This window comes from Bacteroidota bacterium (assembly GCA_035506275.1).
Classification (GTDB): Bacteria; Bacteroidota; Ignavibacteria; order UBA10030; family UBA8401; genus JAGVPT01.
In genome coordinates, this window is sequence record DATJPT010000009.1 from 151,100 (window position 1) to 167,548 (window position 16,449).

At 51.1% G+C, this 16,449-nt stretch carries 10 protein-coding genes; all 10 read left to right on the top strand.

Annotated features, from left to right (window positions below; translation table 11 throughout):
* The first annotated feature begins 19 nt into the window (after positions 1-19).
* The 10 genes from VMF88_08525 to VMF88_08570 all read left to right on the top strand — a co-directional run bounded on the left by VMF88_08525 (position 20) and on the right by VMF88_08570 (position 16,380).
* Positions 20-1,996 carry a hypothetical protein gene (locus VMF88_08525; protein ID HTY11104.1) on the top strand — a complete coding sequence of 659 codons (1,977 nt, stop codon included), beginning with the start codon at positions 20-22 and terminating at the stop codon, positions 1,994-1,996.
* Complete coding sequence (locus VMF88_08530; GenBank protein HTY11105.1) at positions 1,993-3,420, top strand: M64 family metallopeptidase; 1,428 nt, start codon at positions 1,993-1,995, stop codon at positions 3,418-3,420. The genes VMF88_08525 and VMF88_08530 overlap by 4 nt, the downstream gene beginning before the upstream one ends.
* Before the next feature lie 50 nt (positions 3,421-3,470).
* Entirely contained in the window at positions 3,471-5,291 is a 1,821-nt protein-coding gene (locus VMF88_08535) for a carbamoyltransferase (GenBank protein ID HTY11106.1), read from the top strand.
* Positions 5,278-5,709 carry an SxtJ family membrane protein gene (locus VMF88_08540; protein ID HTY11107.1) on the top strand — a complete coding sequence of 144 codons (432 nt, stop codon included), beginning with the start codon at positions 5,278-5,280 and terminating at the stop codon, positions 5,707-5,709. The genes VMF88_08535 and VMF88_08540 overlap by 14 nt, the downstream gene beginning before the upstream one ends.
* A gap of 9 nt (positions 5,710-5,718) precedes the next feature.
* The gene (locus tag VMF88_08545; GenBank protein HTY11108.1) at positions 5,719-5,877 is read left to right on the top strand and encodes a DUF5989 family protein; all 159 of its coding nucleotides are present in this window, start codon (positions 5,719-5,721) and stop codon (positions 5,875-5,877) included.
* A gap of 191 nt (positions 5,878-6,068) precedes the next feature.
* Positions 6,069-7,121: a LacI family DNA-binding transcriptional regulator gene (locus tag VMF88_08550; protein HTY11109.1), complete on the top strand. Its 1,053-nt coding sequence runs from the start codon at positions 6,069-6,071 to the stop codon at positions 7,119-7,121.
* Positions 7,122-7,172: 51 nt separating this feature from the next.
* A complete protein-coding gene (locus tag VMF88_08555) occupies positions 7,173-8,882 on the top strand; it encodes a peptidylprolyl isomerase (protein ID HTY11110.1) in 1,710 nt (569 codons plus the stop codon).
* Positions 8,883-8,912: 30 nt separating this feature from the next.
* Entirely contained in the window at positions 8,913-11,597 is a 2,685-nt protein-coding gene (locus VMF88_08560) for a TonB-dependent receptor (GenBank protein HTY11111.1), read from the top strand.
* Between the two features lie 25 nt (positions 11,598-11,622).
* A complete protein-coding gene (locus VMF88_08565; protein ID HTY11112.1) occupies positions 11,623-15,300 on the top strand; it encodes a hypothetical protein in 3,678 nt (1,225 codons plus the stop codon).
* 54 nt (positions 15,301-15,354) lie between these two features.
* On the top strand, positions 15,355-16,380 hold the full coding sequence (locus VMF88_08570) for a PorV/PorQ family protein (protein ID HTY11113.1): 1,026 nt from the start codon (positions 15,355-15,357) through the stop codon (positions 16,378-16,380).
* The last annotated feature ends 69 nt before the right edge of the window (positions 16,381-16,449 follow it).

The window sequence follows — 16,449 nt, forward strand, 5'->3', positions numbered from 1 at the left end:
CGAAGAGAAGAATATCGCTATGAAATCGGTGCAACTGATAGTGTGGTGGTTTTTGATTCCGATAAGTGTCTTTGGTCAATTGTCCGATGACCAGTTGTTCAAATCTGCCATGAGCGCAACTTCGGACACGGCAAAGCTCACGGCACTGGACAGGCTGATTGCCAATTATCCTCAAAGCAGGCTTGCGGGGGACGCCTATCGAGCCCAATTCAGCGTGCTTATGTCCCTGCATCGAGACAGCGCCGCATTTATTGCCGCTCATCGATACCTGGCCGCAAAAGATTCCGTGAACCTTCAAGGGGCGCTCCAAGAAATTGCGCTCGAACTTGCCTTCCGGAAACAATATGCGGACACCGCTCTGCGGTTCGTCGATTCGGCGATCACCCTGTATCGCGAAAAACACAGAGGCCCGGCTCCTCTGTTGTTATACACAAAAGCTGCTGCGCTGATCATTCTTAAGAGATATTCGGATGCTGAATCGGTACAGCGGGAAGCGATCGGGATGCTTCCGCCGACCGCTCTTTTCGATCCCCGGTATGGCAATTATTTCTCGCAGCTCGGTCTGATACAGCTGGAAACTCACCGCGGGGTCGAGGGGCTTGAACAGTATGTCCACGCGAGCTTTATTTCTCCCCAGCCGCAGGCGGACTATCCCGGCCTTGACTCGCTCTTTCGCTCGCGGTTGAAGGATTCTGCGTCGGCGGCACATGTCCGTGACAGCCTTTTCGAGCGTGCGGGAAATGAATATCTTCGCGCGGTCAAGGATACCTCCCGGGCAAAGAGCTTCATTGCGGAAAGTTTTTCAAGGAACAGGGTCTTTCCGGGACTCGCCCTTCGTTTTGCCAGAGAAGCATACCATGAGGCCGCCGGAAAATCGTTTCAAGACCGGTGTGAAGCCGCAGGTTCGCTTGGCGTTGTTCTTGCGTACGCGGGAGACAATGCAGAAGCAGAACGGTATCTTATAGAAGGGGAGAAAACTGCCCTTCCGACCGCAACAGAATTATTTCTTGCGCTCGGCTCCGTCCAGGAAAAAATGGGAAAGAAGAACGAAGCGCTGGATACCTACCTCTGCGGACTCACGATGAGCAGGCCGCCGGCTTTGGTGAAGCCGCTGCTCGCTCTCCAAAAGGAATTGTATCCTCATGCGCAGCTCGATTCAATGATAAGCGCAGCACAGAGGCGGTGGGTAGATTTCTTCCCGGAAAAATATGAGCGGCCCGATTCGGTAGAGGACCAGCCGAACCATAAAACCGTGCTGGCAGAGTTATTCACGGGAGCCGAATGCCGGCCATGTCAGGCTGCGGATATCGCTTACAACAAGCTGTTGGAACGCTATGACCGATCTGAATTAGTTGTGCTGGAATATCATTTGCACATTCCCCGCCCCGATCCGTTGACGAACGGCGATACGGAGTTGCGGTCGGGATATTATGACGTGAACAGCACTCCGACGTCAATCATCGACGGGACCGATGTGACCAACACCGGCGGTTTGGGCTTTGCCGCGCGGGCAAAGTTTGCCGGTTATGCGGACGCCATCGATCATACGCTGAATCTCCCGGCAAAAGCGTCGATCAAGATGTCTGCGAAGATCAGGAGGAGCAGGATTTCCTTTGCGGTTTCGGCGAACGTCAGCGCGGTCCGGAAGACCTATAAACTCCGCGTCGTGCTCGCAGAGGATGGAATACGGTATCAGGGAGGGAACGGGATTTCGGAACACCGGTTTGTCGTCAGAAGGATGATCCGCGGCGCCGGAGGAATATCGTTCGGCAAGAACGGAAGGGCAGCCGTCAAAGATGCCTTCACGGTCTCATCCGTCGAGGACCAGCTTGAAAAATATCTCGTGAATTACGAAAAGAACGAAGGGAAACCGGGAGCGGTATTTAAAGAAAGAAAATCAGAATTAGACCCGAAGCAATTATTTCTGGTAGCCTTTGTTCAGGATGATGCAAACCATAAGATACTCCAGTCGTCAATCATTAAGGTAAAACGATGAACATCCCGCGAATGACATGCTCCTTTGTTCTTCTCGCCGTTCTCTGTATGAATGCGGAAGGTGCGGAACGGTTTGAAGAGTATTTTTGCGATTCCACGTTTCGCTTCGATTATTACCATACCGGAACGAAGGGGGAAGAGCGGATCTCCGCCGATAAAATGTGTCTGGAGGGAATATGGCCGGGAAGCCTGACCAACCTGATCGACACGCTCAATCTCGGCGAATATTTTTTTCGCATCGTCGATGTCAAAAGCAACCGGACGATCTATTCACGGGGCTACAGCTCGCTGTTCGACGAATGGCAGACGACCGACGAAGCTGCGGCCGGAACCTTCAGAACCTTTCATGAGTCGGTCAGGTTCCCCTGCCCGCTTCATAAGTTCCAGTTGACGGTATCGCGGCGGACGAAACAGATGGTATTCAGCGAGATGTACTCGACCGTCATCGACCCGGGCGGCACCGACGTTCGCCGCGGAGTCGTTCATTCTCGGACCGAAGTGGTCGATATCGTTTCAAACGGCGATGTCCATTCCAAGGTTGATATCGCCATTCTCGGTGACGGCTACACAAAAGGAGAGATGACGAAATTTGTCAGCGATGCCCGTCATTTCACGCAAATTTTATTTTCCACCGAGCCATTCAAGCATCGAAAGAATGATTTCAACGTGCGTGCAGTCGAGGTCGAATCGCACGAATCGGGAATCGACCAGCCGGACGAAAATATCTGGACGGACCATCCGCTCGGGACAACGTACGACTCTTTTGGATCTGCCCGGTATGTTCTGACCGACGCGAACAAAAATGTGAGGGAGTATGCTTCCGCTGCTCCTTATGATTTTCTCTTCATCCTGGTCAACACGCACCGCTACGGCGGCGGAGGAATATTCCAATTGTATGCCGTTTGCTTCGCCAACGGCGAGACCCCCGCCACGGCGTGGCAGGCCGATTATGTTTTTGTCCACGAGTTCGGACATTCGTTTGCCGGGTTGGGGGACGAATACTATTCGTCGTCGGTTGCGTACAATGATTTTTATCAGAAGGGAATAGAGCCGTGGGAGCCGAATATCGCTGCGAACATTTCGCGCGATGGGATGAAATGGCGAGACCTACTGACGTCCGGAATTGCGCTTCCCACTCCGTGGAACAAAACCCTCTACGACAGCTTGGAAGCGGAACGGGGAACGTTGCGGCGGAATACTCCCGGCTATGCCGAGAAACGCCAGGCGATTTTGGATGCTGAACATTCGATCCTTAACGACAAGCAGTTGACCGGCGTTGTCGGTGCGTTTGAAGGTGCCGGATACAGTTCCACGGGCTTATACCGGCCGTCACTTGATTGCCGGATGTTTTCGCTGAGCCTCACCGATTTCGACCCGGTGTGCGCCCGGGCGATCAATCGAATGATAGATTTTTATACAAAGTAACGGACCGTTCAAGAATTTCCCGTCGACACAAACGCTTTTCGAACGAGAACATGTACATCCTGGGCATCTCCGCATATTATCATGATTCCGCCGCTTGCATTCTGGCAGACGGGGAGATCGTTGCCGCTGCGCAGGAAGAGCGTTTCACCCGGAAAAAACATGACCACAATTTTCCCCGGCATGCAGTTGCGTACTGCCTGAAAGAAGCCGGGATAACGGCAGACAAACTCGAGTGTGTTGCCTTCTACGACAAACCGCTGCTGAAGTTTAACCGCATCCTGGAAACGTATCTCACCTTTTCGCCGAAGGGAATCCGATCGTTCATGATGGCCATGCCGTTGTGGTTGCAGGAGAAGCTCTGGATTCCCGACCTGATCGAAAAAGAGATCCGTTTTGAGGGAAAGGTATTATTTCCCGAACACCATGAATCCCACGCGGCGTCCGCATTTTTTCCTTCCCCCTTTACCGATGCGGCGATCCTTACCATCGACGGAGTTGGCGAGGCGGCAACGTCATCGATAGGCATTGGCCACGATAGTACAGTCGAAATTCTGTCGGAACTGCATTTTCCTCACTCACTGGGGCTCTTGTATTCAGCCTTCACCTATTTTACCGGCTTCAAAGTCAATTCGGGCGAATACAAAGTGATGGGGCTTGCGCCGTACGGCGAGCCAAAATATGTCAAACAGATCTACGACCATCTGATCGACCTCAAAGAGGACGGCTCGTTCGTCATGAACATGGAATTCTTTGATTACTGCTCCGGATTGAGAATGACAAACCGGAAGTTTGAGTCGCTGTTCGGCGGGAAACCGAGAGCTCCTGAATCGTTGCTGACTCAGCGCGAGCTGGATCTGGCACGATCGATTCAGGATGTGACCGAGGAGGTCATGTTGCGGATGGCGAAACATGCAAAAAAGGTGACCGGGGAGAAATATCTATGCCTTGCAGGAGGCGTCGCGTTGAATTGCGTGGCCAACGGAAAAATTCTGCGGTCGGGTGTCTTTGAAGATCTTTGGATCCAGCCGGCTGCGGGAGACGCCGGCGGCTCGGTCGGGGCGGCATACGTTGCTTACCATCATCATCTTCGCCAGCCGGTACAGAAGAAAGGTCGAAGAGATCTGCAGCATGGATCGTACCTCGGCCCGTCGTACGATGACCAGGAGATCGCCAGCTTTCTGAAAGAACATAATCTGCCCCATGAAAGAATCAATGACCGGCGGTCGTTGTGCGATAAAGTCTCCGAATATTTGGTCCAAGAGAAGATCGTCGGCTGGTTCCAGGGTAGAATGGAATTCGGTCCGCGGGCGCTGGGGAATCGGTCCATTATCGGAGATGCGCGTTCGCCATCAATGCAGAAGAAGATGAACATCAAAATAAAATTCAGGGAAGGGTTCAGGCCGTTTGCTCCCTCGGTCCTGGAGGAAAAAGCGGGCGAGTGGTTCGAGCTCGACCGTGAAAGCCCCTACATGCTTCTCGTCGCCGACGTGAAGAAAGAAAAGCAGCGGGTCATGACCGATGCCGAGAAGCAACTCTGGGGGATCGAGAAGCTTAATGTCCTGCGTTCGGAAATTCCGGCTGTAACGCACGTCGACTACTCAGCGCGAATACAGACGGTCAACACATTGGACAATCCATTATACTACGATCTTATTGCCGCATTCTACAAAAGAACCGGATGCCCGGTCATAGTGAATACGTCGTTCAACGTCAGGGGGGAACCGATCGTGGCAACGCCGCTCGATGCGTACAAATGCTTCATGCGGACCGGTCTTGACGTCCTTGTTCTCGGGTCATTCATTCTGCTGAAGTCGGGTCAGCCGGCCTTTCATGACGACATCCAATGGAAGGAGATGTATGAGCTGGATTAGTGACGTTCGAAGCGAATTGAAACACTTGAAGAGAACGCCGAAAGAGGTGCGGAAGTTTGCCTATCTTGTCGGCTCTCTGCTTCTCATCATCGGGGGAGACGGCGTGTATAAACATTGGAATGGAGCCGTCGTCTCTTTACTTTTGATCATTGCGTTTTTGCTTCTCGTGTGCGGCGCGATGAAGCCTCAGTACCTCACCAGAGTGTACGGAGCATGGATGGGTATCGCGTTCGGTCTCGGCTGGATCGTATCGCGAGCAATTCTCATTCTTTTATTTTATCTTGTGATTACTCCGGTCGGATTATTAGCCCGGTTGTTTGGGAAGAAGTTCATCGATGTTTCTTTTCCAGGGGCAAAAGAATCGTATTGGGTTCCGCGCATAGGCGGAAAAAAAATGCACTACGAGAAAATGTTTTAGGAGGAAAATGTGGCCAAAGTCAGGATCATCGCGGAATACATCCAGTTCCTCAAAGAGAACAAGAAATGGTGGCTGATGCCGATCGTTTTCGCTTTGCTCTTTTTTGGGCTGCTGATTGTGATCACGAAAGGGAGTGCTTTAGCCCCGTTTATTTATACCTTATTTTAAGAGGGAAAATGCTGTCTTACCTTTCTTTTTAACCGCTTCAATTGTCAAATCCTCTTCCAAATTCCTGGAAGAGGATTTGGTTTCTGCCCCCCATTCAAAAGAAATTGAATTTTTTTCTTGACAATAAAGGCAAAAAGGCCTACCTTTTTTGGAAGCCCTTCCAAATTTCCGCGTGAAACTACTGGTGCTCATTGGCTGTTACAATCTATGACATAGCGAGAGAAGCTGAAGTAGGGATCGGAACGGTCTCTCGTGTGTTCAACAACCATCCGAACGTTACTCCGAAAACGCGCGATAAGATCCTCTCGGTTGCGAAAAGGCTGAACTATCATCCGCACGCGTACGCTCAAGCACTGGCTCGGAAGCGAACCAACACCCTCGCAGCCATCATCCCGTTCTTCACGAACTATTTTTTCATAGAAGTGCTCCAAGGGCTGCAGGATAAAATATCGAGCCTCGGCTACGACTTGATCCTGTACGGAATCAACCATCCTGAGCAAATAGAGGAGTATCTGCGCAAGAGCATCCAACGCGGCAGGGTGGACGGCATTTTGTTCTTCTCCATGAAACTCCCGGTGTCGTTCGTCGACAAATTCAAAGATCATTCCAAGCCGGTCGTGCTGGTCGATACGTTCCATGAGCAATTCGATTCTCTCGCCGTCGAAAATTTTCAGGGAGCGATGGTGGCAACGAACCACCTGGTCTCACTCGGGCATAAGAACATCGGCATGATCAGCGCGAACATCAACAGCGTTCCTGCGCGAGAGCGCATTGCCGGATTCAAGGATGCCATCACCTCGGCCGGCCTGGAACTTCGTCCCGAGAACATCGTCGTGAGCAAGCTGACGAAGCAAGACGGATTCAGCCGAGAGGCGGGATATCAATCTATGAAGGAGATGTTGAGCAACGGATCGCGTCTGCCGTCGGCGATCTTTATCTCGAGCGATATCCAGGCGATCGGAGCCATGAGCGCGCTTCGACAGCACGGCGTCAAGGTGCCGAGCGACGTCGCGGTGGTGAGCTTCGACGACATTGAGCTCGCCGAGCAGTTCGGTCTGACGACGATGCGCCAGCCGATGTACGAAATGGGAGAGCTTGCGGTCGACAAGCTTATTTACCGGATGGAGCATACGTCGGCTCCTCCCTCTCAGATAAATTTTTTACCGAAGCTGGTTGTCCGGGCAACCTGCGGCATGAATAAACTTTACGCCCCCGTTGAGGATTTTGTGCACGCAAAGGACTGAGATTGAATGATGCACCTTGCTACACGTTGGGTAATAAGTAAAACGGCGTCAATGAACTCGACCATGGCCGGACTTTTCCAGCGATGGATAAGCCGATGTTCTCAGCCGGCGCTCCTCTCGGCCGTCCTCTGCGTGTCAGCTTCCGCATTCCCCGATACCACACTTCACGACCCCAATGTTGTTGCAACAATCGGCGCCACGCAAATACCCTACAAAGAGTTTACGGACCGGTACGAGGACTATCTCGTCTTCTCGGGCGTTCAGGACAATATGCGGGCCCGTTTCGCCGTGCTGAACAATATGATCAACGAAATTCTCTTGAAACAGTACGACGACAATTCGAAGATCTACAACGATCCCGAATACAAGAAAGAAATTGCGTGGGCCCGGAAAGAATCTGTGCTGGCGTTTCTGAAGGATCAGGAAATTTATGCGAAGATCAGAGTGAGCGACGAGGAAGTGCACGAAGCGTACCGGCGATCCAAAGTAAAAGTTTCGGTCCGCCACCTGTTTGCGCAGACCGAAGGCGAAGCTGAAAATCTCTATCGGCTGGCGAAAATGGGAGTGAGTTTTAAGGAGCTGGCCCAGCAGGTGTTCACGGACACCGCGCTGAAAAACAACGGAGGCTCGCTCGGGTTTATCTCCTGGGGGCAGACGGACCCGAATTTTGAGAACGCCGCATATTCGCTGAAAGTTGGAGAGATATCTCGACCCGTAAAAACTGCGCAAGGCTACAGCATCATCAAGGTCGATGACAGAATCGAGGATCCGTTTACGACAGAAACCGATTTCCTCAATATGAAGCGGAAGATAGAGCGGGCGCTCAAGATTGACAAGAAAGTTCCTTACGAAAAGGATTACATGGCGAAGGTGTTCGATACGACCGCCGTGAAGTTTGACGAAACGGCAACGAAGGCCGTTTGCGATGACTTGCAGGAAATTCAGGGCCACAGCATCGAGTCAACAAAGCCTCGGTCCCGGGCCGGACGATTTTGCGTGAAGTACAAGAACAGATCGTACTCGGCGCAGGAGATCGAAAATAAGATCCTGCAGGTACCGGCTTACAACCGTAGTCTTATTTCTGAGGTTCATCAGCTGAAAGCAGCAGTCATCGGTCTATTAATGCAGGATGTATTGCTCGATATCGCGAAGCAGAAAGGATACGATACGACCTCGTATGTGAATGAGACATTTGAAAAGCTGGCGAACAATATTTACCTGAATTATAAGAGAAATGAAGTGCTCGCGCTTGTCCCGGTCGCGGATTCAGAGATTACGAAATATTACACAAAGAATATTGGCTACTATACCAATGAACAAGAGATGAACGTCCAGGAGATCGTTGTCGGCAACGACTCGCTGGCGTTCGCGCTCAGAGCCGATATTCAACTGGGGGCGGATTTTGGATCACTGGCTTCGAAATATTCTTTGAGGTCGTGGAGTGCAAAGCATAACGGCGAGATGGGGCTCGCTCCCATATCGAAGTTCGGGGGCCTGAAAGATACACTCTGGGCCGCCCCGCTCGGAGAACTCCTGGGACCGTTGAAGTTCGACAAGTATTACGGGCTCTTTCGTGTTCTTGAGAAGGAAGGCGGAAAGCCGATCGATGTTGCGTCAGTCCGTCCACAGATCGTTAAAGCCATTCAAAATGAAAAAGGTTTTCCGTATATGAAAGATCGCTTGGAAAATCTTTCCAAACTGACAACTATCAGAGTCAACGAAACGCTCGTCAAAAATTATACGATGAGCGTGGCCGGGTAACGATATGAGCGAAAATTTCTGGAGAAATTTATGAGAATACTTTTACCACGTCTTTTTCTCGTTGTCCTTCTTATCTCCTCCGCAGCGTATGGCGGCACCACCGGAAAACTCACCGGGAAGGTCATCGACGCCAATACAAAAGAAGCACTCCCTTTTTGTAATATCTCCGTCGTCGGAACGTCCCTCGGTTCGGTCGCGGACCTTGACGGCAATTACGTCATTCTTAACATTCCCCCGGGCAATTACTCGGTACGCGCACAATACGTCGGGTACCAGCCCGTTGTTGCAGAAAATGTCTCTATCTCGGTCGACCTGACATCGAAGATGGATTTCACGATGAATGAATCCACCGTCGAGCTGCAGGCGGTCGTGGTTGAGGGGAAGATCGATGCCGTCAAAAAAGACGTGACATCGTCCCAGGCGTTGGTTTCGGCGGATCAAATTAGTACGCTGCCTGTGACCGAGTTCAACGACGTCTTGAGCCTTCAGGCCGGCATTACGAAGGACGCGAACGGAGATTTTCATATCCGCGGCGGCCGTACTAGCGAAATCGCATATTGGGTGAATGGTGTATCCATTACCGATCCTTATGATAACAGCAAGGGGGTCGACCTCGATAACAGCAGCATCCAGGAGCTACAGGTAATCAGCGGAACGTTCAACGCGGAGTATGGAAATGCGATGTCGGGGATTGTCAATACCGTCACGAAGGAAGGGGGAAAAGATTATCACGGATCCCTGAATGTGTACGGAAGCGATTACCTCAGTAATTTTACGTCATACTTTACCGATATTGCCCATTATAATCCTGTAACGAACTATAATTATCAGGGAAGTTTGAGCGGTCCGTTGCCGATGACGGACGACATGGTCACTTTCTTTGGCAATCTTAGGTACGTGTATGACGACGGCTATCTCTACGGACTCGATAAGTACAACATTTATGGCCAGCCGGAAGACGGGCATGCGGTTCCGATGAATTGGAGCAAACGATGGCTTGGCCAGGCGAACGTGGCATACCAGTTCATTAAAGATTTCAAAATCAATACGGAGATTCTTTATTCAAAAGACAACTATCAGGACTATGACCACTCATTCAAATGGGAGCCCGATGGAAACCCATTCAAGTATGCTGAGGACTATGACGGAACGCTGACCCTTAACCATATTCTCTCTTCAGGGACTTTTTATACTTTCAGAACCAATTATTTCTACAAGACCTTCAAGCAGTACCTTTTTCCCTCGCCGACAGACCCGAGATACTTATCGCCGGATTCACTGAACACCGTCTCGTATGCGTTCCATGACAAAGGAACGAACCTTGAACGTTTTTTCCGCGAGACGCAGTCGTACACCGCGAAACTGGATTTTTCAAGTCAGGTAAGCGAGAACCATTTGCTTCAATTCGGATTCGATGGGAAGATGCATCATCTGCAGTTTGACGACTATACTCTCCAGCCTCTCGAAGTAGGCGGAGTACCCGTGGTCCCTTTTGCCGCCTCGATTCCCGACCCGACATCGATTAACAGGAATGTCTATGACGCGAAACCGATAGAATTTGCCAGTTACATCCAGGATAAAATCGAGTATAAAGACGTTATCATCAATATCGGCCTCCGTTTCGATTACTTCAACTCGAAGGGCCAGGTTCTCGTCGATCCACAAGACCCGAACATCAACGTCCCGCTCCGTCAGGGGCTGGATTCTTTGACGCTGGCACAGCGCGAGCCGTATTTTTACAAGGATGCAACGCCGAAGTCACAGCTAAGCCCGCGGTTTGGCGTCTCCTACCCGATCAGTGTCAACGGTGTCGTCCACTTCTCCTACGGGCATTTCCTCCAGATACCCACATTCCAATATTTATTCAACCTTGGAGAATACAAAGTGCCCGAAACCGGCGGCGAAGTAACGACAGTGTTCGGAAATCCCGATCTCCAGCCGCAGCGCACTATCATGTATGAAATCGGGTTCAGGCAGCAGTTCATGGATGAATTTGTCATCGATGCGACCGGATTTTACAGAGATATACGGGACTGGATTACTGCTGGCGTTCCAACGGCGACCAGCAACGGTGTGTTGTATTCAGTGTACACTAACAGGGATTATTCCAACGTTCGAGGCATAACGATCAATTTCTCAAAGAAATTTTCGAACCATTATTCAGCCGAACTGAATTATACGTATCAAGTTGCCGAAGGAAGCAATTCCAACCCGGACGATGCATTCAATGCATCCCTGAATAATGAAGCCCCTGTCATCTTTCTATCTCCGCTGAACTGGGATCAACGGCATAACCTCAACTTCAACTTTATGGTCGGTGACAACGGATGGAATGTGAGTTTGTTGGCAAAGTATGGAACCGGTTTGCCGTACACTCCTTCAGTGACTCAAGAGACATCGGACCGCGGACTTAGCTCGGGCTTCCTGCCTAACACAAGGAATCTCCCCCCTCAGTTCGACATTGACCTGTATGCGAACAAGTCGTTTTCGATATTCGGTACCCAATTCACTGCCTATCTGAAAGTGTTTAATCTCTTTGATGAACATAATGTTGTGAATGTCTTTGGCGATACAGGCGAGCCTGATTTTACTACAACCGTTGCGGACATCCCACCGGACCCGGCCCGCCCCAACACGGTGGCAGAGTATATTCGATATCCTACAAATTACGCAGCACCAAGATCAGTCCAGACTGGTATTGAGCTTTCATTTTAAGTTCCTGCTTCGGAGGATGACTGTAATGAATCGAACTTTGAATATTTTCCTTCACCTGTTTGTTGCGTTGCTCTTACTCAATGGAATTCTCTTTGCGCAATATGGGAATCCCGTCGCCGGACACGTTCCCAGCAAAGAACGCGGGGACCCGCGCGTCCGCACTCATACTCAGTTGGAAGGAAACAGAGTCCGGGCATCAATATTTAATTTCGCATTCACCGGCCGTGAGGGGGGGCAATATCCGATTAACGTGGAAACGCCGTATGAATGGCCGAAGAATACCGGAGAGGTGTACCTTGCATTGACGGGATTAATGCTGGGTGCCGAGGTAACGGACAGCAAGGGAAATTTACAGCATATTATCGATGTTCCGGATTACAGAACTTCGCCGTCGGGCGCAACATGGAATCTCGAACCGATTCCCGGGTATTCCAACCCGACATCGAACAGCCTGGCGAACAGCCTCGATCCATCGACCTGGCCGACATCGTGGCCTGATAAAGCGAACGACAAGATCGACCCGGGTTGGAAGGGGGAATGGAATGGGTACTTCGGGAAGAACATTTTTAACGCAGACCAAGAGCTTTTTGCGAAAGCGTCGGACGACCGTTATGATCGTTACACCGATTATTATCCCGATACAACGGACCTCACAAGGAAAGGGCTGGGAATCATCGTCGACCAGCGGAGTCTGGCTTGGTCGCAGATCCTTATTCAGGACGACGTGTTTCTCCTTTACACGTTGCGGAATGATGGCACTCAGAATATTCCGAAAATGGGTGTGACAATTTGGTTTGCTGATTTCGTCGGGGGCAACGGCGATTCACAGGACGACATCGCCGACTTCGACATTTTGAACCGATTCCTCTGGTCGCGCGATGCCGACAACCGGGCACCAACGTTCGGCAACGATCCTGTTGGAGCTGTGGCGATGACTTTTTTGGAGACACCCGGCAATTCGGCCGACCGGATCGATAACGATGGAGACGGTGAGGCAAACGGTCCCAAAATCACTTCTGATATGCTGGTGGGGGAAATACCGGACAACGGCATTGATGACAATGGGAACGGGTTGATCGACGAAAACCAGACTGATATCGCTTTTGGAACCCAGGTCGGCACAACATACGCGAACGGCATTGACGATAATAACAACGGCGAAGCGGGAAGCCCGGTGATCACGCAGGCGATGATCGACGCGGCCGCAACCGATATGAATGTCGACAGTTCAGGAAATGTTCACCACTGGAACCGATGGCCCCCAAACCCCGAGTCGGATTCGATCCAGCAAAAGCAAATCTGGCTGATCGGTGTGACCCAGGCTGATCTTGGAAAAAAGTATAAAGACAATATCGATAACAACGGCAACAGCCCGAGCATCAGCTACAATAACCTGCCGCTGGTGACCCAGGGAATGATCGACTCTGCATCGCACGATCAATGGCATCGCTACAAAGTTCCAGGAACGCATGTGATCCTGTACAGCCTCGATCAGTCCTCGCTGGGCAAACCGTACCTGAATAAAGACGGCTTGCGTGATGGAGGTGTCGATGAAAACATCGACGAAATGATCGATGAGTCGCGCACGGATCGTGTCGACAACGACGGGGATTGGAATCCGCTCACCGATGACGTCGGACTGGATGGAGTTCCCGGGACGCATGATTTTGGAGAAGGTGACGGTAAACCGACCTCCGGAGTCGGCACGGGCGAACCGGGCGAGCCGCATATCGACCTCACAGATGTGAAAGAAACGGACCAGATTGGCATTACGGGAGCGGATCGGATTGTCGCGGGCGGATTGAACATCAACAGCGATGCAACTATGTGGTTCGACTTCATGATCCCGGGGAAATATTTTGACCCGGCTACCGTCGTTGCCAGCGACGTCGACCTCTTTGTCTCCTCCAGCCTCTTCCCGATGCCGGCTGGAGACGTTGAACCTTTTTCGATGGCTGTCATCCTTGTCAACGGTCCGGTGAATGATCCCGGCTGGGCGATCAGAAAAAGTCAGATCCTTTTGAAACGTTCACGGGCTCAGCAGACATACCAGAATAATTACCGGTTTGCAATTGCCCCTCCCGCCCCGATTGTTACGGCCGTGCCGGGAGATAACAGAGTCACCCTCTATTGGGATAACAAAGCCGAGAGTTCATATGATGCATTCACCGCAAATATCGGTGGGGACGGCCATCATTTTGAAGGCTATCGCATCTATCGAGCTTCCGATCCGGCGTTTCAGGATGCATTGAATATCACCAACGGGCAAGGAACGCCGCAATTCATGAGTCCGCTTGCCGTCTTCGATCTTGTCGATGGCATCATGGGTTACGATTCCGTGGGTATCGACGGCATCCACTACTATCTCGGAAGCGATTCCGGACTTCAGCACTCCTTCGTGGATAGCACGGCGAAAGATGGATTTACGTACTACTATGCCGTAGTTTCGTACAGCAAAGGTTATGCTGCCGGCGGCATTCTTCCCGCGGAAAGTCCGATCAGAGTCAATTTAGCAGCGGACGGCAGCGTGACACTCGGTCCCAATGTCGCCCGCGTAACACCCGAAGCGAGTTCGGCTGGATACGTCAATTCATCACTCGGGACAATCAAGCTGCTTAAAGGGGCGACGACGAGCACCGTTTCGTACGAGATTGTAGACCCGAAGGCCGTCAAGAACAGCCAAACGTACTACCTCACTTTTCAGGATACGCTTGTAGTGACTCCGGGCAAGCCCGACACCTTAAAAACGAAGAACTATACGTTGGTGGATTCTACCGACGGCAGGATCCTTGAATACCAAAATCCGAATTTCGGTTCCATCTATGAGCAACCGGTCCTGGACGGCTTCAGATTGACGTTCAATAATGCGACAAGCGTTGAACTGGATTCAACGTCTTCACGGTGGACCGACCCCAAAGTTCCGAATTTTGTGTTCGAAAAGTATGTTGCGCCTGGAGGAATCAGCGGCGAGTTGCGCCCCGACGACTATAGAATTTTCTTCGGCAATGTTGGCGTGGACACTTCCGTGGATTTCACATATAAAAGCAAAGTGTACCCTGCTGAACCTGTCAACTTCAGAGTACTAAACACCACGACGAATACATACGTGACGTTTGGATTTCTTGATTTCGACCAGACAGGAGGGGCGGGGAAACTTTCCGCACTCGGTTCGGCGAAGGACAGGATCGTGTTTCTTGAGCCGAACTCAAAAGATTCACTGGTAGTCACATGGTGGTTTTATCTTTCGGCTGCTCCCGATTCTGTCCAAACGATTCCAATGCCCGGCGATACGGCGTACATTAAGTTGAAGAAACCGTTTTTGTCCGACGACGTGTTCAGCTTCACTTCGGCGCCCGAACATATCGACGCATCCCTTGGAAAAGTACAGCTTGACAACATCAAAGTGGTTCCGAATCCTTACCTCGGCTCTGCGCGCTGGGAGGTGAAAAACCCGTACTCGACTGGGAGAGGCGCTCGGTCGTTGCATTTCACGCATCTTCCGGCTCAATGCACGATCAGAATCTTTACGGCGGACGGAGAACTAGTCAAGACCATCATTCACAGCAATCCGATTGATGACGGCACCGAAGATTGGAACATGCTTTCGGAAGACAACTTGTCCATTTCGTACGGCGTATACGTTTATCATGTCGATGCCCCCGGCATCGGCAAGACGATGGGCAAGTTTGCCGTCATAAAATAGAGACCTGGTCTCATCTGAGAATCTAACATATGAAATCTATTTTGGGAGCCTAACGTGCTTAAAAAATCTATTTGGGTGATGGGGCTTGCTCTTTCCCTTTCGTCTGCCGTTGCTATTGCGCAAACGATCACAAAGACCGGGACGACGGCAGCAAAATTCCTAAGTATCGGCATCGGTCCGCGGGCAATTGCGATGGGGGGCGCATACACAGCGGTCGGTAACGATGCGTCGTCGATCTATTGGAACCCTGCAGGCATCACCGGTATGGATCAATTCCAGGCATTGTTCACCTACACCAATCTCTTTGCCGGCATCGGCGTTGATTATTTCGGGCTTGTCCTCCCGTCGGGTGAAACAGGTGATTTTGCACTTAACGTTACTGCGGTGGATTACGGCTCGATGGGAGTCACGACAGAGGACCAACCGGACGGAACGGGCGAAACCTTCACCCCGGCCAGTTACGAATTTGGTTTGACGTATGCAAGAAGCATCACCCAGGATTTTGCGGTCGGGGCTACCGCGAAGCTTGTCACTGAAAATATTTATCATTCGAATGCAACGGGCGTTGCTTTCGATATTGGCACACTGTTCATGACGCCGTTTTACGACGTCAAATTTGCCAGCAGCATTACCAATTTCGGAACCAAGATGCAGATGTCCGGGAACGACCTCCTCATCCGTTATGATGTGGATCCCACACGGGCAGGAAGCAACAATACCGTCGATGCGAACATTGCGACGGACCAGTTCGACCTCCCGCTGCGGCTGCAGATCGGGCTGGCGCGCGATTTCTTATTCCTCGATGGACAGCGGTTTACTCTTGCCGTGGACGGTGTCGTCCCCAACGACAACAATGAGTCGGTCAATGTCGGCGGAGAGCTTGCACTCTTCAACAACATGGTCTTTCTCCGCGGGGGATACAAATCGCTTTTCCTGAAGAATTCACAGGAAGGGTTGACTCTCGGCATCGGTCTCAAGTATCAAAAGCCGGGGTATCTCGACATCGCGATCGATTACGCATATCAGCAGTATACGTACCTGGGAAACGTGAATAGTTTCGGCGTTCAGTTAAACTTCTAACACTAAATAACTCCCCCTGCGCAGTTTTGCAGAGGGAAATCTATAACAATCAATAAAGGAGTACCACAT

Bases quoted from the DNA above. Each gene is read 5' to 3' on its own strand.
- VMF88_08540 (HTY11107.1), top strand. From the start codon at position 5,278: ATGAGCTGGATTAGTGACGTTCGAAGCGAATTGAAACACTTGAAGAGA.
- VMF88_08555 (HTY11110.1), top strand. From the start codon at position 7,173: ATGAACTCGACCATGGCCGGACTTTTCCAGCGATGGATAAGCCGATGT.
- VMF88_08530 (HTY11105.1), top strand. From the start codon at position 1,993: ATGAACATCCCGCGAATGACATGCTCCTTTGTTCTTCTCGCCGTTCTC.
- VMF88_08560 (HTY11111.1), top strand. From the start codon at position 8,913: ATGAGAATACTTTTACCACGTCTTTTTCTCGTTGTCCTTCTTATCTCC.
- VMF88_08535 (HTY11106.1), top strand. From the start codon at position 3,471: ATGTACATCCTGGGCATCTCCGCATATTATCATGATTCCGCCGCTTGC.
- VMF88_08525 (HTY11104.1), top strand. From the start codon at position 20: ATGAAATCGGTGCAACTGATAGTGTGGTGGTTTTTGATTCCGATAAGT.
- VMF88_08565 (HTY11112.1), top strand. From the start codon at position 11,623: ATGAATCGAACTTTGAATATTTTCCTTCACCTGTTTGTTGCGTTGCTC.